General features: G+C 71.1%; 19 protein-coding genes and 1 riboswitch. Of the genes, 9 read left to right on the top strand and 10 right to left on the bottom strand.

All coding sequences use genetic code 11. The features are described 5' to 3' along the window. Positions 1–34: 34 nt before the first annotated feature. The 6 genes from LZ604_RS24710 to LZ604_RS24685 all read right to left on the bottom strand — a co-directional run bounded on the left by LZ604_RS24710 (position 35) and on the right by LZ604_RS24685 (position 7,465). The gene (locus tag LZ604_RS24710) at positions 35–1,045 is read right to left on the bottom strand and encodes a (-)-alpha-amorphene synthase (RefSeq protein WP_234517650.1); all 1,011 of its coding nucleotides are present in this window, start codon (positions 1,043–1,045) and stop codon (positions 35–37) included. Between the two features lie 113 nt (positions 1,046–1,158). Then, positions 1,159–2,541 carry a cytochrome P450 gene (locus tag LZ604_RS24705; protein ID WP_234517649.1) on the bottom strand — a complete coding sequence of 461 codons (1,383 nt, stop codon included), beginning with the start codon at positions 2,539–2,541 and terminating at the stop codon, positions 1,159–1,161. A gap of 281 nt (positions 2,542–2,822) precedes the next feature. Then, a complete protein-coding gene (locus tag LZ604_RS24700) occupies positions 2,823–3,830 on the bottom strand; it encodes a DNA polymerase Y family protein (RefSeq protein WP_234517648.1) in 1,008 nt (335 codons plus the stop codon). 438 nt (positions 3,831–4,268) lie between these two features. After that, a complete protein-coding gene (locus LZ604_RS24695; RefSeq protein WP_234517647.1) occupies positions 4,269–5,420 on the bottom strand; it encodes a glutathione-independent formaldehyde dehydrogenase in 1,152 nt (383 codons plus the stop codon). Positions 5,421–5,679: 259 nt separating this feature from the next. Next, a complete protein-coding gene (locus LZ604_RS24690; RefSeq protein ID WP_234517646.1) occupies positions 5,680–6,606 on the bottom strand; it encodes a DMT family transporter in 927 nt (308 codons plus the stop codon). Between the two features lie 7 nt (positions 6,607–6,613). Further along, positions 6,614–7,465 carry an SDR family NAD(P)-dependent oxidoreductase gene (locus LZ604_RS24685; protein ID WP_234517645.1) on the bottom strand — a complete coding sequence of 284 codons (852 nt, stop codon included), beginning with the start codon at positions 7,463–7,465 and terminating at the stop codon, positions 6,614–6,616. A gap of 246 nt (positions 7,466–7,711) precedes the next feature. Between LZ604_RS24685 and LZ604_RS24680 the strand changes: the two genes are divergently transcribed. Beyond that, a complete protein-coding gene (locus LZ604_RS24680) occupies positions 7,712–8,815 on the top strand; it encodes an MGDG synthase family glycosyltransferase (RefSeq protein WP_234517644.1) in 1,104 nt (367 codons plus the stop codon). A 13-nt stretch (positions 8,816–8,828) separates the two neighbouring features. On the opposite strand, the gene LZ604_RS24675 is transcribed toward LZ604_RS24680, so the two are convergent. Further along, entirely contained in the window at positions 8,829–9,275 is a 447-nt protein-coding gene (locus LZ604_RS24675; RefSeq protein ID WP_234517643.1) for an SPW repeat protein, read from the bottom strand. Positions 9,276–9,512: 237 nt separating this feature from the next. After that, entirely contained in the window at positions 9,513–10,091 is a 579-nt protein-coding gene (locus LZ604_RS24670) for a hypothetical protein (RefSeq protein ID WP_234517642.1), read from the bottom strand. 486 nt (positions 10,092–10,577) lie between these two features. Between LZ604_RS24670 and LZ604_RS24665 the strand changes: the two genes are divergently transcribed. The 4 genes from LZ604_RS24665 (at position 10,578) to LZ604_RS24650 (ending at position 14,557) form a co-directional block, all read left to right on the top strand. Beyond that, positions 10,578–11,258 carry a hypothetical protein gene (locus tag LZ604_RS24665; protein WP_234517641.1) on the top strand — a complete coding sequence of 227 codons (681 nt, stop codon included), beginning with the start codon at positions 10,578–10,580 and terminating at the stop codon, positions 11,256–11,258. Between the two features lie 389 nt (positions 11,259–11,647). Next, positions 11,648–11,893: a ferredoxin gene (locus LZ604_RS24660; protein WP_234517640.1), complete on the top strand. Its 246-nt coding sequence runs from the start codon at positions 11,648–11,650 to the stop codon at positions 11,891–11,893. Continuing rightward, on the top strand, positions 11,883–13,277 hold the full coding sequence (locus LZ604_RS24655) for an NAD(P)/FAD-dependent oxidoreductase (RefSeq protein WP_234517639.1): 1,395 nt from the start codon (positions 11,883–11,885) through the stop codon (positions 13,275–13,277). Before LZ604_RS24660 ends, LZ604_RS24655 begins: the two co-directional genes overlap by 11 nt. A gap of 44 nt (positions 13,278–13,321) precedes the next feature. Further along, a complete protein-coding gene (locus tag LZ604_RS24650) occupies positions 13,322–14,557 on the top strand; it encodes a cytochrome P450 (RefSeq protein ID WP_234517638.1) in 1,236 nt (411 codons plus the stop codon). Between the two features lie 113 nt (positions 14,558–14,670). Here the strand turns inward: LZ604_RS24650 and LZ604_RS24645 are convergent, their stop codons facing one another. Further along, entirely contained in the window at positions 14,671–15,147 is a 477-nt protein-coding gene (locus tag LZ604_RS24645) for an SRPBCC family protein (RefSeq protein ID WP_234517637.1), read from the bottom strand. A 163-nt stretch (positions 15,148–15,310) separates the two neighbouring features. On the opposite strand from LZ604_RS24645, the gene LZ604_RS24640 reads away from it, so the two are divergent. After that, positions 15,311–16,504 carry a PP2C family protein-serine/threonine phosphatase gene (locus tag LZ604_RS24640; RefSeq protein ID WP_234517636.1) on the top strand — a complete coding sequence of 398 codons (1,194 nt, stop codon included), beginning with the start codon at positions 15,311–15,313 and terminating at the stop codon, positions 16,502–16,504. 58 nt (positions 16,505–16,562) lie between these two features. Here the strand turns inward: LZ604_RS24640 and LZ604_RS24635 are convergent, their stop codons facing one another. Then, entirely contained in the window at positions 16,563–17,090 is a 528-nt protein-coding gene (locus LZ604_RS24635; RefSeq protein ID WP_234517635.1) for a hypothetical protein, read from the bottom strand. A 278-nt stretch (positions 17,091–17,368) separates the two neighbouring features. Beyond that, positions 17,369–17,542: riboswitch (cyclic di-AMP (ydaO/yuaA leader) on the top strand. Between the two features lie 7 nt (positions 17,543–17,549). On the opposite strand from LZ604_RS24635, the gene LZ604_RS24630 reads away from it, so the two are divergent. The 3 genes from LZ604_RS24630 (at position 17,550) to LZ604_RS24620 (ending at position 21,740) form a co-directional block, all read left to right on the top strand. Then, on the top strand, positions 17,550–18,980 hold the full coding sequence (locus LZ604_RS24630; protein WP_234517634.1) for a C40 family peptidase: 1,431 nt from the start codon (positions 17,550–17,552) through the stop codon (positions 18,978–18,980). A gap of 231 nt (positions 18,981–19,211) precedes the next feature. Then, entirely contained in the window at positions 19,212–20,219 is a 1,008-nt protein-coding gene (locus LZ604_RS24625) for a PP2C family protein-serine/threonine phosphatase (RefSeq protein WP_234517669.1), read from the top strand. A 156-nt stretch (positions 20,220–20,375) separates the two neighbouring features. Continuing rightward, a complete protein-coding gene (locus LZ604_RS24620; protein ID WP_234517633.1) occupies positions 20,376–21,740 on the top strand; it encodes an FAD-dependent oxidoreductase in 1,365 nt (454 codons plus the stop codon).

Genomic DNA, 21,740 nt, shown 5'->3' with positions numbered 1-21,740 from the left:
TGGAAGGAAGAGCCGCCGATACGGGACGCACCGCTTATATCAGTGGACCGGCGGGCACAGCCGATGTGTCCGCATAGCGTGGAACACTGCGCGACCAGTAATAGCAGCCGCGAATCCAGCCCGCCATGCCTGCCACATAGGCGATGCCCAGGGGACTCAACTCCGGCTCGGTCTCCTGGGAGAGCCGCTCGAACTCGGTGATCGTGCCGTTGATCCGCCGCACGGCCAGCATGACGCCCTCCTGCACGGAGCAGCGGTACTCCCGGCGGTAGGCGAGGGCCAGGTTGATCATTCCGCCGATGCGTTGCTCCTTCACCGCGGAGAACAGGTCCGGTATCCATACGGCCGCGTCGGCCGACAGCCGGCGCAGACGCCGTACGGCGGGGTGGTCGAGTTCCCGGGGCGCCAGCTCACCGTGCAACGCGGCCTCGCACAGGGGGTAGAACGGCTCGACGCCCGCGGTGAGCGAGCGGATCGACGCGCACAGACCGGTGCCCAGCCGTACGGGATCGGACTGGGCGACGGCCTCGTACAGCAGTCCGTGGACGTACTCCCGGCCCGCCCATGCCCATCGCGCGGCCTGGTCGGGGGTGCAGCGCTCCCTGACCTGGCGCTGAAGATCGGCGAGTGCGGCCCCGAGCGGAGTGCTGGGCCGTCCTCCGTCGCGGAGGATGCCGATGCTCTCGCAAAGCATCGGCATCAGCCGGCTCGGCCGCCGGCCGACCTCTTCCGCCCGGTCGTCGAAGACGAACTGGTAGGCGATCTGATTGGCCATGATCTGGAGGAGTTCCGGGTCCATCGTGGGGCCGTTGTAGGAGGCGAGTTCGGCGGGCCGGGTATGGGCGACCATCGCCGCCGCCGACGGGTCGTCGGTCAGTCCGTATGCGTGTAACCAGTTCTCGACGCCGGCCGCCGCCTCGTGCTCATGCGGATTGCTGAGAAAGGGAAAGGGCATGTAGAGCTCGGCCTCGATCAGGTCCTTCAGACTTGCGGCCGGTATCCGGGGGTGCGATGCGGCCGCGCCGCCCTCGTGTGCCGTGGTCACCGTTGTCACCTTCTTCCCGAAGTGCCGTGGGCGGCGGGTCACCGTTGCCCGGGTTGCGGGGGGGGTTGGTTGCTCTGGTCCCTGGAGACCTGCGGGACGGGCGCGCGTTCCCCTCAGGGTGCGGGAGTCGAGCGCGCCGCGTGCGCGGGGCATCCGTCCTGGGCGCGGGTGCCTGGCGTCGGCGGTTCGGCGAGCGGTGCCCGGGGGCGTGGTTGACAGATCATCTTCAGCGCCCTGGGCCCGAGGGTGGCGGCCGGGCGCGGTTGTTCGGCGTGTCCGGGCAGCGGCCGCAGACGCCAGCGGCCTGCGATCACCGCGACGGCCAGCGTGGCCTCCGCCAGGGCGAACGTGTCACCGATGCATTTGCGGCTGCCCGCCGCGAAGGGCAGCATCGCGCCGTGCCGGGCGACCGCGGCGGGCCCCGGCAGCCAGCGATCCGGGAGAAACCGGTCCGGTTCGGCGAAGGACGCGGGATCGTGGTGCAGAAGGTAAGGGCTGTACAGGACGGTGGTGCCCTGAGGGATCCGCACCCCGGCGAGTTCCGTGTCCCTGGTGGTGACCCGGGTGAACAACCAGCCGGGCGGATACGTCCGCAGGGTCTCGGCGACGACGGAGCGGGTGTACAGCAGACGCGGAAGGTCCGCCATCCCGGGCCGCCGCCCTCCGGCGAGCACCGTGTCGACCTCCGAGTGCAGTCGCCGCTCGGCCTCAGGATGCCCGGGCAGCAGCGCGAACAGCGAGCCCAGGCACATGGCCGTGCTCTCGACTCCGGTGAGCAGAAGGGTGATCAGCTGGTCGTGTATCTCCTGTGCGCCGACCGCCGACGCCGAACCGTGGTCCTTCTCGGCCTCCAGCAGGGTTCCCAGCAGGTCGTCGCGATGACGGCTGCGCCGGCGCTCGTCGACGACCGAGTCGATGATCGCGTGCAGCCGGTCGAACGCCCGCCGATAGCGGCGGTTCGCGGGGGTCGGAATGCGGAACAGGGGGGCGACGGGCACGACGGTACGGATGAACAGGCCCCTGACCAGGGCGGCGAGGCAGTCCCGCACCTCGGCGACGGTCGCCGCGTCCAGCGAGTCCGAGAAGAGGACGCGGCTGGTCACCCGGGTGGTCAGGCCCAGCATGGCCGCGCTGACATCGGCCCTCTCCCCCGGTCGCCACGCTCGGGACACCGCCTCCGCTTCCTCCACCATGACCTGGGTGTAGCCGGCGATGCGGGAGGGATGGAAGGTGGGCTGGATCAGCCTGCGCTGCCGTCGGTGTTCGTCGTGGGACGAGGTGACTAGGCTGTTGCCCATCAACGGCCGGAGTCTGTCGTACTGCGGGCCGCCCTTGTCGAAGGTGCGCGCGTCCATGAGGACGCGGTGGGCCAGTTCCGGGTGGCACACCAGCCAGGCGCGCTGGGGGCCGAGACGTATCTCGACCAGATCCCCGTGTGCGGGCAGGGAATTCAGAAAGGCCAGCGGTCGGCGGAACAGGGGGATGGCGTGGCCCACGAGGGGGAATATGCCTGGCGCAACGCCACTCTTCCAGGCTCGCTCCTGCGTGGGTATGGATCCGCTCATGGAATACCACCTGCCTCAATCAGCACATGGAAGTCGGAGAAACGTTCCACCGACGTGGCACTTGCGTCGTTTCCTGCCCAGTGCAACCTCTCTCGGCGTCCGGATTCCTCGTTCCAAGGGGGCGCATGGAGGCACAAAGAAGCATGCGGCAAGCGCAGTTACGGCATGGCCGTTGCCGAACGCCCCCGATTGCTGCCGATTACCGTGGATTCCTACGCACCGTGCAGGCGCGTGGCGGCCGGGCCGATGACGCCGGGGCCGAACCTGTCGCGGACACGGTCCACCGCCTCTTCCGCGAGCAGGCGGGACGCACGCGCGGGGTCGAGGCTCAGCTGCTCGGCGACCCCGTCGGCGTCGACGAGGTCGTCACCCCTGAGCACCAGCCCGGTCAGGCGCCCGCGCTGCAGTCCCGCGGCGTCGATCAGCCGGTACGCCGTCACCCGCAGGTCGTCGTCGTGCGCGGACGCCTCCGGCAGCCGCCGGGTCTTGTCCCAGCGGGAGCCGCCGACGAACCGCAGGGTCAGCGTCAGGGCCCGGGCCGCCTGCCCTCTGTGGCGCAGCAGATGCCCCAGCTGTACGACCAGGTCGAGCAGGGCGGCTCGGACCTCGGCTCCGTCCAGGGCGTGGCCGGGGAAGACTCGGCTGACGGCGGCGGAGGCGGGAAGGGCCCGGGGGGCCACGGGGCGCGGGTCGATGCCGTGGGCCCGTTCGACGGCCAGGCGCCCGTTGCGGCCGCCCAGCAGCCGCTGCACCGTGGCCGGAGGCACGGCGGCGAGCAGGCCGACGCAGTGGATGCCGTAGTCACGCAGGGCCTCGGCCTGGCGGGGGCCGATGCCGTGGAGGGCTTCCACCGGCAGGGGGCCCAGCCATGCGGTGACGTCTGCGGCATCCACGGCGAGGACCCCTCCGGGCGGGGCGACCAGGCCGGAGGCGGTGGCCGCCACGGTGATCGACGGACCGATCCCCACCCGCACGTCGACACCGAGCCGGGAGAGCGTGCGCAGGCGCAGCACCTCCCCCAGCCCGCGGGGGTCGGTTCCGTGATAGCGCAGCGCCCCCTTCAGCTCCACCAGAGCGGCGGAGGGAGGCAGGGCCTGGACGACCGGGGAGAGATCCGCGAGCTGCTCCAGGACCTGGCGGTAGATCTCTTCGGGCAGACCGTCGGGGCAGCGCACATGCATCACCGTCGAGGTGCCGCCTGTGGTCGCGCTCGCCGTCATGGGACCCACCTCCCCACCCCAGGATATCGAACGTAAATTCGAGCACGCGAGCGCGACCGCTTCCCGACGAGCGCCGACATCGGCGCCGCCACGAGGAGGCCGAGGCCCGGGACGCAGGTGGTGGCATGCCTGGTCGCCGAGGGAATCGTGCGCGACGAGCGGACGGACGAGATGCCCGGCAAGCCGCTCAACTCGCCGGAGCCGCGGCGGGACGACGTCACGGAGTGGCCGGCGCAGGGCGGCTGCGACTGGCCGGCCGTCGTCACGGGACGCACCGTCTGCCGGGACTCCCTCGGGTCCGGCAACTCCCCCGTCCGCCCGCACCGTTCGGCACCGGCGACCACCGCGACGGAGGCCGTGCTCTTCGCCTTCGCCCACCTCGGCTTTCGGCTACGGCACGCCCCCGGCCTCACGACGGCCGAGCATGCGGCGCCCGGGTCATGCCGCGAGGGCGTGACCGGGGTGCAGCACCACCTTGGTGCAGCCCTCGACCCGCTTGTCGAACTTCTCGTAGGCCCGTGGCGCCTGGTCGAGCGGCAGTTCATCGGAGACCACGAAGCCGGGTTTGGCGCGTCCGGCCATGATCATGTCGCGCAGCTGGCGGTTGTACTGCTTGACGTTGCACTGACCGGTGCTCATCCGCTGACCCTTTTGGAACATCTTGCCGATGGAGACCAGCAGCCGGCCGTGCTTGGCGTGTTCGTCGGGTCCGCCCGGGTCGGAGGGCACGTACAGGCCCGGCACACCGAGCAGGCCGGTCGGCCGTACGGTCTCGACGAGCGCGTTGAGGACGGCGCCGGGATCCTCGTGACTGGCGTCGTGCGCCTGGGCCTGGTAGCCGACGGCGTCGACGCCCTTGTCGGTCCCCTTGCCGTTCGTCTGCTCCTTGATCTGCTCGGCCGGGTCGCCCTTGGTGAAATCGATGGGGATGGCTCCGATCTGCTCCGCCTTGGCGAGCCGCTCGGGCACCCGGTCGACGGAGAACACCATCGACGCACCGCGCAGCAGAGCGGAGTAGGCGGCCATCAGCCCCACCGGTCCGGCACCGAAGACGGCGACGCTGTCGCCGGTCGACACCTGGGCGAGTTCGCATCCGTGGTAACCGGTCGGGAAGATGTCGGCGAGCAGGACGAAATCGTTCTCGAAGTCGCGTCCGGGCGGCAGGCTCAGACAGTTGAAGTCGGCGAAGGGCACGCGCAGCCGCTCCGCCTGACCGCCCTTGTACGGGCCCATCGCCACGTATCCGTAGGCCGCTCCCGCGAAGCCCGGATTGACGGTCAGACAGAAACCCGTCTTGCCGGCAAGGCAGTTCTTGCAGAAACCGCAGGCGACGTTGAAGGGCATCACGACACGGTCGCCCTGTGACAGGGAGACCACGCCACTGCCGAACTCCTCGACTATGCCGAGGTTCTCGTGGCCGAAGACGATGCCCGACTCCGCGTCCGTGCGGCCCTCGTACATATGCAGATCCGAGCCGCAGATCGCGGTCGACGTGACACGGACGATCACATCGTTCGGATGCTCGATCTGCGGATCGTCGACTTCCCGCACCGCCACGCTGAAAGGCTTCTCGTAGACGACGGCTTTCACCTGGTCACCTCCGCGTCGCACGCCGGATGACGGCGGCGGCAGTCGGGTCGCTGCCGAAGCACACGGAAGAGCGCGGGCCGCCGGACCGTGCCGTGGCCTCTCGGCGCTCTGTTCTCACCGCCGGGCTACTTCCAGGTAACGCCCGTGCGGCAACGGCCGCAACCCACACCGCAGGCGCCCCCGCCCGCTGCACGGCCCCCGGGATCCCATACGGCCGAGGTCTCGGATCGGCGCCCGTTCACGCCTTCCCGGGCGCGGTTCACGACCTCTGCGGCGTCGGCTCCTGGGCACCGGGACCCGATCCGTTCCGCCATCCCGGTGCGGCGTCCCAGGTTCCGCCGGCGGCCAGGGCGCTCGCCAGCCCGACGCTGCCCGCCCCGATGAGCGCCACGCCGACCGCTTCGGGCAGCACCCGGATGCCCAGGGCGATGCGCTCCTCGAAGAGCACCCAGCCCAGGGCCACACTGGTCAGTGCGTCCCCCAGGGTGAGGGCCGGCTGGGAGAACGTCAGGGAGCCGGCCCGCAACGCGCTCTGCAGCAGCAGAAAGCCGACCGTTCCGGCGGCGATCCCGGCGTAGAGCGGCCAGTGCGTCAGCACCGCGCCGTCTCCGTGCCCGAGCTGTCCCATGACCTCCTTCATGAGCGCGGCCGTGGCGGCGAAGGACACGGCCGACGCCAGCCCGAGCAGGACGGCCCGTGGCGCGCCGATCACCGCAAGGGCCGCCGACAGGAGCACCGCCACGATGCACAGCACCGCCCCTCCCGTCGCCGGCCATCGGCCCGGTACGACCGTGGTCCGCCCGGCGGTGGGCGCGGCCGCTCCCAGGAAGAGCGCGAGACCGAGGACGAGTGCCGCGAACGCCAGCCAGGTACGGCGGTTGGGACGCCGGTGGAAGACCGCACTGCCGACCGCGAGGGTGAACAGCAGTTCGCTGGCCAACAGGGGCTGGACGAGGGACAGGCTGCCGACGGCCAGCGCGGAGGCCTGCAGCACGGTCGACAACGCGAGCAGGCCGGTTCCCGCCAGCCAGTACGGCCGGCGCAGCACATGGGCGAGCCAGCGGACGGCCTGTCGCATCCCACGGCCGCCTTCGGCCTCGTCCGTCGCCGCCCTCCGCTGCAGAACGGAGGCCGTGGCGTTGGAGAGCGCGGTGAGCAGAGCGAGTACGACGGTGAGGACGCCCACCCGGCACTCACCCGAACCTGGCGGCAAGCCGCCGGTACACGCCCGGCGCGGCTCCTCGCACCCGGGCGGGCAGCCGCAGCCAGCCGGGAACGTAGATCTCGTCGCGGCCGCGGACCACGGCGCGCCAGACGGCGTCCGCGACACGCTCGGCCGGCACCGGCCTGGGTCTCGACCGCCGGTACGGCACGCCCCGGCGGTCGAAGAACGGGGTGTCCACCACTCCCGGGATGACCAGGCTGACCCCCACGCCGGTCCCCCGCACCTCGTACCGCAGGGCGTCGGCGAAGGTGGCCAGGGCCCCCTTGGCGGCGGAGTAGACGGCCTCGCCGCGGACACCGACGGTGCCGGCGAAGGAGCCGATGATCACCACGCGTCCGGAGCCGGCTTCCACCATGTGCGGGAGCAGATGCCGTACCAGGCGCATCGTGGCGAGCACATCGACCTCGATCACCTCGGCGATGGCGGACGGGGGCATGGTCGTGAAATCACCCGCCCAGCCGATACCCGCTCCGGCCACCAGCAGGTCCACTCGGCCGACACGTTCGAGTGTGAACTCGGCCAGCCGCCGGTCGGTGCCGGGCCGGGTGAGGTCCGCGGGGAAGACGGCGGCCGGTGCCTGGGCGGCGACACGCGTGAGACGTGGCACGTCACGGCCGTTCAGGACCAGCCTCCAGCCACCCTCCGCGGTCAGCCGACGGACCACGGCGGCACCGATACCGGAGGACGCGCCGGTCACGAGCGCCGTGCCCCCCTGGACCGGTGGGTCTTCGGGGCCCCGACGTCCCGGGCGAGCGGTCTGGCCGGGCCCGGCCGTGGGCAGGTCGGGGGGCGATCCAGCGCGGGAGGGAGCATGGGACATGGCGGCTGACCTCGGCTGCGACGGCGAAACCGGATGGGCGGACGGGACGCTGGTGCTCCCGGGTCGGGGCGGAAGGGAGACGGACACTCGCCCGCCCCGCCCCGGAGCTGGGAACGCGTGGACATGTAGGGAAGAGCACGGAAAGGGACAATCGGTACCGATGCCAGTATTTTTCCCTGCTCGGCGACGGCAGGCGACGCGAACGGCTGCCGCCGCTCCCCCGGCGGCCGGTGAGCGGCGCGGTCCATGAGCGCGTCCAGGCGGGTGCTGATCATCAGCGCCAGCATGGGATCCGGGCACGACACGGTAGCGGCGGAACTCGTGCGCCGCGCCCGCGAGTACGGCCATCAGGCCCAGGTCGTGGACGTCCTGGGCCTGCTGCCGTACGGCCTGGGTGCCGGGTTGCGAAGCTTCTACCGGTCCTCGGTACGGCACTTCCCCTGGGCGTACGCCGCCTTGTACCGCGCTTTTCTGCGGCGCGGGACCGGTCACCGGCCCAGCGGCGTGCCGCTGGCCCGCCTGGCCGGGGACCACCTACGGGACCTCGCGGAGCGCACCGGGGCGGACGTGGTCGTCCCCGTCTTCCATCTCGCCGCGCAGCTCACCGGCCACCTCAGGTCCCGGGGGCTGCTGTCGGTGCCGAGCGCCGTCCTGGTGATCGACTTCGCCGTTCACCGGCAATGGCTCCATCCGGGGAACGACACCTACTTCTGCCTGACGGACGACGCCGCACGGGAGGTGCGCCAGGACATCGGCGTGCCCGCCGAGGCGCCCGGCGCGGTGGTCGCGCCCGAGTTCCTGTCCCCGGCGCCGGGAGCGGCCCAGTGGTCCGAGCGGTTCGCCCGGCATGCCCCGGGCCGCCCGTCCGTCCTGCTCTCCGCGGGCGCCTGGGGGGTGGGCTCGCACCTTGCCGCGACCGCCGAGCTGCTGACCGCGGGTGGCTTCCTGCCCGTGGCGCTGTGCGGCCGGAACGAACGGCTGCGCCGCGAGCTGGCCGACGTGCCGGGCACGGTGGCGCTGGGCTGGGTGTCCGACATGCCGGGCCTCTTGCGTGCGGCCGGTGCCCTGGTGGACAACGCCGCCGGTCAGACCGCCGTTCAGGCCCTGGCCTCGGGACTGCCGGTTGTGGGGTACCGCCCTCTGCCCGGACACGGCGCAGACGGCGTACGGCGGATGGCCGCACTCGGCCTCTCGGAGCTCGCGGCGGACGGGGCCGGGCTGCTCGGTTCACTCGACCGGCTCACACCGGCCGGCCCCGACCGGGAACACAGAACGGCACAAGGACACACGCTGTTCCGTGACGACGTCCTCATCCGGGTGCTCGGACTGTGCGGTACGTCCGCCGCTTGAGCGCCGGGTCAGCTCATCGACGAGCGCGGTTGGCGAGGCCGATGGTCAGACCCATTGCGGCCATCCCCAGCAGGAGCGTCACCGCACCGACCACGCAGTTGTTCCAGAGGACGCCTGCCCGTGCGCCGTGGGAGGCGGTGACCACCCAGGGCGAGATCAGCAGCCAGACCCCGAGTGGCGCGACAAGCCATGCCATTCGGAGCATCCGTTCCGGAACCATGGCCAGGCCGACCCCTATCAGGGCGACGGTGAGGCCGACGATCAGGTTGTTGACAGTGAGATTGGGCTCGGCACCCGAAAAGTGCACGACCCAGGGTGATATCGCGGCGTAGACGCCCGCCAGCAGGATCAGACCCTCGATGATGATCGCCTTGCCGGAAGCCGCTCGCTCGAGTCGCTCCCGCATCTCGGCCATCTCGGGGTGCAGGCCCATCTCACTGGAGTGCTGCGGATACGACATCGCTGCCGTCTCCTCTCCACGAGTTCTCTCATGCTCTCTGCCCTTGTACGAGATTCCCCCATTTGGTGGGTTTACGCGACTTTCGAAGTCTTTGCCGAGACGAGAGCGATACATCCCTATCAGGGCCACCCGACGCTCTAGGGTGTAACGCGCCGGTCAGCGGCCGCGCAGACCGGAACCCCGGCCCGATTCCGGCGGGCCGGGGTTCTCGTTCTGCGGTACGGCGCGAGTGACGTGTCACTTGCCGTGGTTGTTGTTGTTGTAGTCGTTGTCGTTGTCGTTGTCGTGGTCGTTGTCTTCCTTGTTGTGCTCGAAGCGGTGCACGACACGGAAGCTGGCCACGACGCCGTTCCGGACCCTCACGCCGCCACGGACGCGACGGGGGACCAGGCCGTTGCTGGAGCTGTGGGGGCCGACCGTGGCGATGGGAGCACCGTTGTCGCAGGTCGCACCGTTGAAGACCTCGACGGTCTCCTTGCTGTCGTTGCGGACGTTGAGGCTGTTCGCCCCAAGGCCGCTGACGACCACGATGCAGCCCTGGTCGTGGGCGTTGTACTCCCGCTCGTTGACGTAGATCTTCTTCTCGTAGTTCTTCTTGTGGTCGTTGTCGTTGTTGTCGTGGTCGTGGTCGTAACCCTCGTTGCCCTTGCCGTTGTCGTTGTTGTTGTTGTTATTTCCGTTGTTGCCCTGAAGCCCGGACGAGACGGCAGCGGCCTGGGCCGGCTCGGAAGCGGCGGAAGCGTACGTGATGCCGGTGGCCACCAGGGCCGCGCCGGCCGCGACGGCCGCGGTAACAGCGATGGAACGCGTTGCCATGTCACTTCTCCTGTTCTCAGACACGTCGGCTGTGAACCGATGCGTGATCGAAAGTACAGATCCGACCGACTCGTGTCATACGAGACATACCGACAATATGAGGAAGAATCCGATTGGAGTAATGGTGTCGTTGACGCCCCGTCATCCCGGGGCTCGGACGGCACCGCCCGCCTGCCGACCGACCGGCAGGGCGCGACACACCCGCGCCGCGGCACTGATGTGGGGTCAACTAGCTGGAATCAGACGTGCGTTGGCTTCGGACGGGCCGTCAGGCGGGACCTTCGCCGACGAGTTCCCGTGTCACGTCTCCCCGCGACGGCGGCGGTGGCAGTCCGCCAGGCCGTGCTCAGGGCGCGGATCCGTGTGCGGCGGTCGTCGGCCGTGCGAAGCCGGTCGCGGTCTGCCGTTCGGCCGCCTTCCGGTGGCGGCTCCCCCCGGCCGACGGCTTGCTGGTGCCAGGGTCCGCCGCAGAGGAAGTGAGCGCGCATGCAGACGACGGGGCCGGCACAGCGGGGACTGCAGACCCCACGAGCCGCCGGGCTGGCAGGGGTCGTCTTCGCGCTCCTGCTTGCGGCGGTCATCGTGCTGATCCGGCTGGGCATTCCCGAGGGCTCCCACGCGCCCGCCCCTGAGGCATCGGCCGATTCCGTGCGGCAGGGCGCGGTTCGAGCGGCGCTCGCGCTCGTGCCCTTCGCCGGGATCTTCTTCCTGTGGTTCGTCGGCGTCGTACGGACCCATGTCGGGGCGGCCGAGGACAAGTTCCTCGCCACCGTGTTCCTCGGCAGCGGGCTCATCTTCGTGGCGACGCTGTTCGAGGCCGCCGCGACCGCCACGGCCGTGCTGGACACCACTTCCCCGTCCGGTGGCGCTCCCGGAGGGCCCACCTGGGACTTCGGCCGCCACTTCGCGTACACGCTGATGACCGGGTACGCGATGCGGATGGCGGCGGTCTGCACGTCCTCCCTGTCGGCGATCGCCTACCGCGTCGGGGTGCTGCCGCGATGGCTGGCCCTGCTGGGCTTCCTGACCGCCCTGACGCTGCTTTTCGTCTCGGCCGCCGTTCCCTGGTCCGAGCTGGTGTTCCCGGCCTGGTCGCTGCTCGTCAGCATTCACATCTTGACGGTGAGCGGCCGCAGCCGGCCCGGCGTCGCGGCGGCGGCACACTGAGAGGGCGCGTGGAATCACGCCGCCATCGCCGGTCGCTCCGTCGGCGCGACCTGCGGGCGCCGACCCGGCCGCCCCCTCGGCACGCCGTGACAAGCACCGGCCCCGGTCGCCCCCGCACACCGTCACAAGCACCGGCCCCGGTCGCCCCCGCACACCGTCACAAGCACCGGCCCCGGTCGCCCCCGATTGCCCCCGCAGCCACCGGCCCGTGTCACCCCCCTCGGCACGCCCCCACCAGCACCGGCCCCGGTCACTCCTTCGGCGCGCCCCCGCGCGCGGGGGTCCCGCCCCGTCTTCGATGCTGGGCCTGGGGAGAGGACCGCCGTCCGGGGGTGCCCGCGGAGCATGAGGCGCCCAGCGGACCTGCCGCCGGAAGGGGCGCAGTGGTGATGAGGCTTGTCGTCGATCTCAACAGATGCCAGGGATACGCGCAGTGTGCCTTCCTCGCACCGGATGTCTTCGCCATGCACGGCGAGGAGTCGCTGGTCTACAACCCACGCCCCGACGACGAGCAGCGGGAGCAGGTGACGCGTGCCGTGGCGGCCTGTCCCGTGCAGGCGATCACGGCCGAGGGACTGGACGACGCGGCCGATCCGCCGGCCTGGGCGTGCCAGGAGGCGTCCCATGACTGCTGACGACCATCTGGCATGGCTACGGTGCGAGGGACGGATCGTGATCGTGGGTGCCTCGCTGGCGGGCCTGCGGGCGGCCGAGACACTGCGCGCCGAGGGCTTCACCGGCTCACTGACCATGATCGGCGACGAGCCGTACGAGCCGTACGACCGGCCGCCGCTGTCGAAGGCGGTCCTGCTGGGCAAGGCCTCCGCACGCCACACCGCGCTGCCGCGGCGCCGGGACGTCGACGCCAAGTGGCGCCTGGGCGTCGCGGCGACCGGCCTCGACCTGTCGGCCCAGCGGGTGCGGCTGGCGGACGAGGACGAGGTGGAGTACGACCGGCTGCTGATCGCCACCGGCGTACGCGCCCGGCCCTGGCCCAAGGAGGCGGAGGCCCAGCTGGACGGCGTGTTCGTACTGCGGACCCGGGACGACGCGGTCGGGCTTGAGCAGCGGCTGAGGGCCTCGCCCCGCCGTGTGCTCGTCATCGGCGCCGGTTTCACCGGTTCGGAGATCGCCTCCGCCTGCCGCGAGCAGGGCATCGCGGTCACGGTGGCCGAGCGCGGAGGCGCGCCCCTGGTGGGCGCCCTCGGCGGTGTCATCGGCGCGGTGGCGGCGGTACTGCACCGCGAGAACGGCGTCGACCTGCGCACCGGCGTCACGGTCACCGCCCTGGAGGGCGACCCGGCGGGCCGGGTGCGGTCCGCCCATCTCTCCGACGGCGCCGTCATCGAGACGGACGTGGTGGTGGTCGCGCTCGGCGCGACCCGCAACACCGAGTGGCTGACCGGGTCGGGGCTCGGCGCGGGTCCCCGGGGCATCGCCTGCGACGCCGGCTGCCGCGCCTTCGACTTCCGGGGCATCGTCACGGACGACGTCTATGTCGCCGGGGATGTCGCTCGGTCGCCGCACCCGCTGTTCGGCTACCAGTTCCTGTCCCTCGAGCACTGGGGCAACGCCGTCAGCCAGGCCGAGGTCGCCGCGCACAACATGATCAGTGCCAGCGCCGACCGGCGCCCGCACATGTGGGTGCCCGCCTTCTGGTCGTCGCAGTTCGGCGTGAACATCAAGTCGGTCGGCGTGCCCCCCATGGGCGAGGAGATCATGATCACGCAGGGGTCGCTCGCCGAGCGCCGCTTCGTCGGGGTCTACGGCTACCAGGGACGGGTCATCGCCGCCGTGAGCTTCGACAACACACGGTGGCTGGATTTCTACCAGAGGCAGATCGAGACGGCCGCGCCCTTCCCGGTGGAGTCGCCGACCGTCGACCGCCGTCCCGAGGGCCGGCGGCCGATCCCCTCCGACTTCCCCGACCCGTCCCTGCCGAGCCACGGCCCGACCGTGACCCTCAGCGGCTACTCCCCGGCCGACCGGCGGCTGGTCTTCAGCCCGGCCCGCCGCTGACCGGCGGACCTCACGCCCTGGACTTCACGAGCCAAGGACCCCTCATGACGCACCATTCGCTCCTGCGCCAGATCACCGACTACGCCAATCGCGCCAATCCGTACCCGCTGTACAAGGAGCTTCACAACACCCCGGTGCTGCACGAGGAGGACGGCGGCCCCTACCTGGTGAGCTCCTACTGGGACATCCTCAGCCTGCTCCACGACCCGAGGATCAGCTCCGACGCCGCCAATCTCGCTGCCGCGGGCGCCGACGAGATGGGCGGAGTGGCGGAGACGGGACTGCCACCGAGCTTCATCCGGCAGGACCCGCCGGAGCACGACCGGCTGCGGCGGATCGCCAACCGCCCCTTCGGCCCCCCGCACAGCCCACGCAAGATCGACTCGATGCGCGGCGAGCTCGCCGGGATCGTCTCCGGCCTGATCGACGGCTTCGGTCAGGCCCGGCAGATCGATGTGGTCGACCAGTTCGCTTACCCCTTCCCGGTGACCGTGATCTGCCGACTGCTCGGCGTGCCGCGCGAGGACGAGCCGCGCTTCCACACCTGGGTCGAACCCATCGTCGCGGGCCTCGACCCGGACACCGGGAAGGACGACGCCGAGCGCCGGCGGGGGGCGCAGGAGGCGCGTATGCAGCTGGGCATGTACCTGGCCCAGCTGGTGGAGCAGCGGAGCAAGGAACCCACCGGGGACATGCTGTCCGAGCTGGTGACCAGTCACGGCCCGGACGGCCCCATGACGACGATGGAGGTGCTCAGCACCGCGGTGCTGCTGCTGATCGCGGGGCACGAGACGACCGTCAATCTGATCACCAACGGGATGCTCACCCTGCTGCGCCACCCCGAGTACCTCGAGAGGCTGCGCAACGACCCCGGGCTGGTCGTCGGCATCGTGGAGGAGCTGCTGCGCTACGAGCCGCCGGTGCAGCTCGTGCCGCAACGGACGTGCATCGCGGACATCGAGGTACGCGGCACCACCATTCCCAAGGGCTCGAAGATCTGGCTCGTGCTGGCCGCGGGCAATCGGGACCCCGAGCGCTTCACCGACCCCGACCGGTTCGACCCCGACCGCAAAGACATTCAGCACCTGGGCTTCGGCAGCGGCATCCACAGCTGTTTCGGCGCACCACTGGCGCGGCTGGAGGCCCAGATCGCCCTGTCCGAACTGGCTCGCCGCCTCGACAACCCCCGCCTGGTGAAGGACCCTCCGCCCTACCGCCAGAACGCGGTGCTGCGCGGCCCGCGCCATCTGCTCGTCGATTTCGACGCTCTGCGTCCTTGAGCGGACGGGGTCCGGGTCACGAACCACCGCGCGGCGTCCCTGGGACCGGCCGCCCGCAGACACCGCGGCGCCCAGGCCGCGCACAGACGCCTGGGCGCCGCGGATCCACGGTCTCAGCCTGTCGCACCGGGGTCACCGGGGCGGATGCGTCCACGCCAGGCTCCGGATGCGCGCCCTTGCTGTTCGACGAACTCCTTGAAGCGTCGCAGGTCCCCCTTGATCCGCCGGTCGATGATCCCCAGCGTGTCCGCGGTCTTCTCCGCGGCGCCGCCGGGCTCGACGTCCATCGCGAGTTCCACCCGGGTGTGCGTGTCGTCGACGCGCTGGAAGCGGACCGTGCCCTTCTGCTGCGTGTCGCCGCTGATGGTGCGCCAGGTGATCCGCTCGTCGGGGAGCTGGTCGACGATCTCGGTGTCGAACTCCCGGCGTATGCCGCCGATCTTGGTGGTCCAGTGATTGTGGCGGTCGTCGAGCTGCCTGACCTCCTCGACGCCCTCCATGAAGTTCGGGAACTCCTCGAACTGGGTCCACTGGTTGTAGGCGGTACGGACGGGGACCTCGACCTCGACCGTTTCCTTGACCGTGCTCATCTGCGCCTCCTTCTCGGCTGATCGACTGCGGACGGGCCGTCGGCCCGCCGCCTGAGTCCGGCACATGGCGGCGAGTACCCAGCAGGGACGGGTTTACGGCCGGGACCGGCCGTGCACGCCCACCCGGTGGCCGGGCGACCGATGGCGAGGCAGGGTGGTAGGCATGGGATTCCGGCAAGGGGTCGTCGCCGGGGTACGGCAGTCGTGGCAGTCGAGCCATGCGCTGCTGCTGTTTCCCATCGCACTCATCGTGGCGATCACGGTGGTGGACATCCACTCCCCCGAGAGCATCCACCTGGGACCCGCGCTGGTGATCGCGCCCGCGCTCACCCCTTCGTTCGCCGGCCCCCGGCTGACCGGCCTGGTCGGGGCGCTGGCGGTGGGCGCGCAGGTCCTCATCGCCGTACTGCACGGCGGGCTGTCCACGACCAACCACATCGTGCAGATCCTCACCCTGTTCGTGCTGTCGTTGATCACCGTGGTCTACTGCGCCTTCCGGGACCGGCGACGTGCGCAGCTGGCCCAGGTCCGGTCGGTGGCCGAGGCCGCACAGCACGTCCTGCTGTGGCCGCTGCCGGAACGCATCGGCCCCCTGACGGTGGCCTGCCTCTACCTGGCGGCCGAGGACGAGGCGCAGATCGGCGGTGACCTCTACGCCGCCACCCAGGCCGACAGCAGGGTGCGTGTCATGATCGGCGACGTCCGCGGCAAGGGCCTCTCCGCCATCGGTGAGGCCGCCCTGCTGCTCGGCGCCTTCCGAGAGGCGGGCCACCGGCAGACGTCCCTGCTGGAGCTGGCCGCCACCCTGGAGCAGAGCGTGACCCGCTATCTGGCCGACTTCGAGCCGCCGGAGGAGTCGGGCGAACGCTTCGCCACCGCCCTGCTGATGGAGATCCCCGACAGGGACCCCGTCACCCGCATGACCAGCTGCGGGCACCCTCCGCCGCTGCTGCTCAGCCCCGGTCACGTGGTCACCGTCCCGAGCGTGCACCCCGCCCCGCCGATGGGAATCGGCTCGGCACACGCGGAGGACTACCACCTGGACGTGTTCTCCTTCGAGCCGGGCGACACCCTGCTGCTGTACACGGACGGCGTCATCGAGGCCCGGGACGTCGACGGCCGCTTCTATCCGCTCGCGGACCGTGCGGCGGAGTGGACCGAGGAGAGCCCGGAGTCGCTGCTGCACCGGCTACGGCGTGACCTCCTCGCCCACACGGGCGGACACCTCGACGACGATGCCGCGCTCATCGCGCTCCACCGCACCCCGAGCGAAGACCACGCCCGTCCGCACCCGCGGATCATTCATGCCGACGGGTTCCGTCACCGGCCCGGGAGCCTGCCGCAGGACACCGGCTGACGGAACCCGCCGCATCCGCGGTCCCCTCATATACCCGAAAGGCCGTCGGCCCGCGCGGTCAGTCCTTCAGGGCGAGCTTGCACGCGATGACCAGCAGGCCGATCACGAGGTTGATCGCCGCGGCGACGACCACGAGGCGCCAGGAGGCACCGGCATGGCGCGCGCCGGCCGCCGACCAGCCCACCTGCCCGGCCACGGCGACGGCGAGCGACAGCCAGACCCCGCCCCGCACGTCCAGACCCAGCAGCGGGCTGACGGCGACGGCGGCAGCCGGCGGGACGGCTGCCTTGACGATCGGCCACTCGTCACGGCACACATGCAGGACGGTCCGGCGGTCCAGACTCGGCTGCGCCAGGCGTGCGCCGAACAACTGGGCGTGCACATGCGCGACCCAGAACACCACGCCTGTGCTCATCAGCAGCGCCACCAATTCCGCCCGCGGCAAAGGGCCGTTGGTCCCGGCGCCCACCACCACCGAGGCGGCGAGCAGAGAGCCGTAGACACCGCCGGTGTAGTCGGCCCGGGCCCGGCGCCCGGCGAGGCGTGCACGGCCTTCGGAGTCGTCCGCCTTGGACGTGCGTCGCATGGGGATGACCTTCCTGATCGCTCCGCCTCATCATGCCGGGCCAGGGCGCCGCCCACCGTCATCGGCGCGGCGCCCGGATGGCTCGCACTCGCCTCCGGCCGGAAACCGGCGTCGGGTGGAGGCACGGACCGGGAAAGAGGGAAGCTCCACTGGAACGCCAAGACGAAATTCACACATAGGTATCGGACATTTCGCGCTTCAATCTTCACGCCAGGCACACAAGTTGGCTAGGTTGACGCATGGGCCACGCAACTGCCTCCGGCGAACCGCGCCGGGTTGCACGGCCTCCGCCGAATCCGGTGCACCCCGAGTGCAGCCGGAACCGGGGACCCAACCGACCACGGGGTGAATCGGTCCAACTGCCCGGCGGGGCAGGGGCCGTAGGGCACGCCTTCCGGATCCGTCCGCCCGAACCCGACAGCTAACCCGGTAGGCGGAGCACGGAAGGAGTACGACCCCATGGCGCCGGAGCGAACCCCGGGCCCCGGAGGCTTCGGCCTTCCCGGCATGCGCAGGTTCACCGAGGACGACGGGCCGAGCCGCGACGAGGTCCAGCAGCGGATCCACAACCTGTACGACCGCGCGGAGACCGACAGCGGAACCTTCAATGCGACGCGCGCGGCGGCGACGGGGATGCGGAGAGGCGCCAACGCGGTGTTCGGCGGGGAGCGGCGCCGTGCCGATCCGGTCCTCGACGACGTGGCCAAGCAGTGGTTCGAGGCGGCACGCCTGAGGATGGGTCCGACCGTTCCGGCCGCGTTGCCCGCCGACAGAATGCCGGATGGCCCGGCGGCTGCCCGGTCCTCGGCCTCGGCGAAGCGTCCGGGGAGCGACCTCGTGCGCCGTGAGCTGGGGATGGCCGACCGGCCCGTGCGCGAACTGACCGCCGGACCGGCCGCGGGCCCGGTGGCGGAACTGACGGCCGTTCCCGTGGCGGAACTGACGGCCGGCCCCGCGGCGGAACGGACCGGGGCTCCCGTGGCGGAACTGACCGCCGGCCCTGTGGCCGCGCTGCCGGCGGTCCCCGAGAAGCGCCTGGAGACGTCCAGGGCTCTGCCCGCACCGGTCGCCGGGCCCGGGCCGTCCACGCCGGGGACCGCCAAGGAGCGCAATCAGCGGAAGCTCGCCGCGGCCCGTGACCTGCTGGCGCGGCACATCGCACGGCACGCCACGCCACTCCCGGCGATCGAGTCCCGGCCCGCCGAGGACACCTGGCGCACGGGGGAGGGGCAGCTCGGCCGTGCGGTCGAGGAGCCGTGGCAGCAGCAGCTCCCCGCCGCCGAACCGCTGCTCACCGCGCTCCCATCGCTCCCCACCGCCGAACCACTCCTGACCGCGCCCTTGCCGCTCCCCACCACCGAACCGCTGCTCACCGCGCTCCCGTCGCTCCCCACCACCGAACCGCTCCTGACCACCGAACCGCTCCTGACCGCGCCCCCGCCGCCCCTCACCACCGAACTGTTCGGCACCGATGCCATGCCCGGTGCCGGGGGCCTCCTTCGCACCGGTGGGATGCAGGAGCCGGGGTATGACACCAAGGCCGCGAAGGCGGTGGCCTTCGCCCGTGCGCAGATCGGGCGGCCCAGTCTCTGGGGCGCAGCCGGACCGGACTCGTACGACGCCGCCGGTCTGACCCAGGCCGCCTGGAAGGCCGCCGGGGTGACCCTTCCTCGTACGGCCCGCGATCAGGCGGGCGTCGGCACGGTGATCCCCCTCGCCCACATCCAGGCCGGTGACCTCGTCTTCTTCAACCAGGACGCCGGCCACGTCGGCCTGTGCACCGGCGGCGGCACGATGATCCACGCGCCGGGCCCGGGCGCCTTGATACGCGAGGAGTCGGTCTTCTACGCCGGGGAGGCGGCGATCCACAGCGCGATACGTCCCGCGTGACCCGTCGGCGGCAGCCCCGTTCCAGCAGTCGCCGTACCGGTCGCCCGGGCCGCTCACCAGGGCGTTCGGGCGAATCCGCCGCCTCGGTCGGCATTGCGGCAGGCGGCTTCGCGTAGGAGCGTAGGGGATGTGAAGAGCCTCGGCGCCCATCGATCACACCGGAAAGGGGAGCGGCGGGGCTGGCTGAGCGGCGCGCCGCCCCCTTGGTGGGTGAAGGTGCTGCCCGTGCTCATGCTGGTGGTCGTCGGCGTCGTCAGCCTGGCCGCACCCTCGCCGATAGACATCGGTTTCCTCCTCGGAGCCATCCCGCCGCTGGCCGTCCTTTCCTACGGCCCCGCGACCACCGCCCTTCTCGGCGCGCTGGTCGTCGGAATTCAGCACACCCGCGCCTTCCACCTGGACCACCCGGGCAGCGTGGACCTGCTCACCATCATCTTCGTCTCCGTACTGAGCGTCTTCGTGTCGTATGTCCGCAGCCAGCGCGACGCCCAGCTGGACATGGAACGCACGGTGGCCGAGGCGGCCCAGAACGCACTGGTCCCCCCGCTGCCCGAGCGGGTCGGCCCGATCCGCTGCACCGGCCTGTACCGGGCGGCCCAGCGCGGGACGCTCGTCGGCGGAGACTTCTTCGATGTACGGGAGGGTCCGACCGGGATACGGGCGGTCATGGGCGATGTGCAGGGGCATGGGCTGTCGGCGGTCGCGACCGTCTCCTCCCTGCTCGGGGCCTTCCGGGAGGCGGTGCTCGACCAGCCCGACCTGCCGTCGGTCGCGGCCCGCCTGGACCGCAGGCTGCTCGTGGACTCGGGGGACTCCCGGCTCGCGGAACTGTTCGCGACGGCGGTGCTGCTGGAGTTCACCCGCGATGCCCGGTGGGTACGGATCATCGCCTGCGGCAGCCCGGCGCCGGTGCTGCTCCACGACGGCAAGGCCACCGAGGTCCAGGTGTCGTCCGGTACGCCCCTCGGGATCGGGCTGGGTGAACAGGACCCGTACGACGAGGTCACCTGGCCGCTCGAACGGGGCGACCGGCTGTTCCTGGCCTCGGACGGCATCTGGGAGGCGCGGGACGCGGCCGGGACGTTCTACCCGCTGGTCGACCGGCTCCCCCAGTTCGCCGACGACGATCCCGCCGGGACGACCCAGCGGGTGTGGGACGACCTGGTGCGCTTCTGCGGCACCGTCCGCGACGACGCCACCATGCTCCTGCTCACCCCGGAGCCGGTTGCCGGCCGGTGAGCTGTGGCGCTTGGAGCGACCCGCCGAGTGCAGCCTCCGGCTCGGCACATAAGCCGGCTTTATGGGGTCATAGGGCGGACCCGCGTACCTGGTTAGGGTTGCCTTAGTTTAGTGTTTCCGACGAGCTGTCCGTCACCGCTCGAAGGGAACCTCATCATGCCGCGCCGCCTGCGGGTAGCCATCGTAGGAGCCGGCCCCGCCGGGATCTACGCCGCCGACGCCCTGCTGAAGTCCGAGGTGGCCGCCGAGCCCGGTGTGTCCATCGACATCTTCGAGCGGATGCCGGCCCCGTTCGGGCTCATACGCTACGGCGTCGCCCCCGACCACCCGCGGATCAAGGGCATCGTCACGGCTCTTCACCAGGTGCTCGACAAGCCGCAGATCCGACTGTTCGGCAACGTCGACTACCCGTCCGACATCAGCCTGGACGATCTGCGCACGTTCTACGACGCCGTGATCTTCTCCACGGGCGCGACGGCCGACCGGGCCCTGGACATACCCGGCATCGGCCTCGACGGCTCCTACGGCGCGGCCGACTTCGTCTCCTGGTACGACGGACATCCGGACGTGCCGCGGACCTGGCCCCTCTCGGCGGAGAAGGTCGCCGTCCTGGGCGTCGGCAATGTCGCTCTCGATGTGGCCCGCATCCTGGCCAAGACCGCGGACGAGCTGCTGCCCACCGAGATCCCGCCGAACGTCTACGACGGCCTCAAGGCCAACAAGGCCCTCGAGATCCATGTCTTCGGCCGCCGTGGCCCGGCGCAGGCGAAGTTCAGCCCGATGGAGCTGCGGGAGCTGGATCACTCCCCCAGCATCGAGGTCATCGTCGACCCGGAGGACATCGACTACGACGAGGGCTCGATCGCCACGCGACGGGGCAACAAGCAGGCGGACATGGTCGCCAAGACGCTGGAGAACTGGGCCATCCGCGACGTCGGCGACCGGCCGCACAAGCTGTTCCTGCACTTCTTCGAGTCGCCCGTCGAGATCATCGGCGAGGACGGCAGGGTCGTCGGCCTGCGCACCGAGCGCACGGCCCTCGACGGCACCGGCAATGTCCAGGGCACCGGGACCTACCGGGACTGGGACGTGACGGCGGTCTACCGTGCCGTGGGATATCTGTCCGACCCTCTGCCCAAGCTGCCCTGGGACCTCGAGTCGGGCACGGTGCCGGACCGGGGCGGGCGGGTCGTCGAGGAGAGCGGCGAGCATCTGCGGTCCACCTATGTCACCGGCTGGATCCGGCGCGGTCCCGTGGGCCTGATCGGCCACACCAAGGGTGACGCCAACGAGACGGTGGCCAATCTGCTGGTCGACCACGCGAACGGACGGCTGCACACGCCGGCCTCGCCCGCACCCGAGGCGGTGGACGCGTTCCTGGCCGAGCGGAACATCCGCTTCACCACCTGGAAGGGCTGGTACCGCCTCGACGCCGCGGAGAAGGCGCTCGGCGCGCCGCAGGGCCGTGAGCGCGTGAAGATCGTCGAGCGCGAGGACATGCTCCGGGAGAGCGGCGCCTGA

The organism is Streptomyces glomeratus, from assembly GCF_021462825.1.
Lineage (GTDB): Bacteria > Actinomycetota > Actinomycetes > Streptomycetales > Streptomycetaceae > Streptomyces > Streptomyces glomeratus.
The sequence above is the reverse complement of the archived record's forward strand: the minus strand, read 5'-3'. Positions and strand labels throughout refer to the sequence as shown.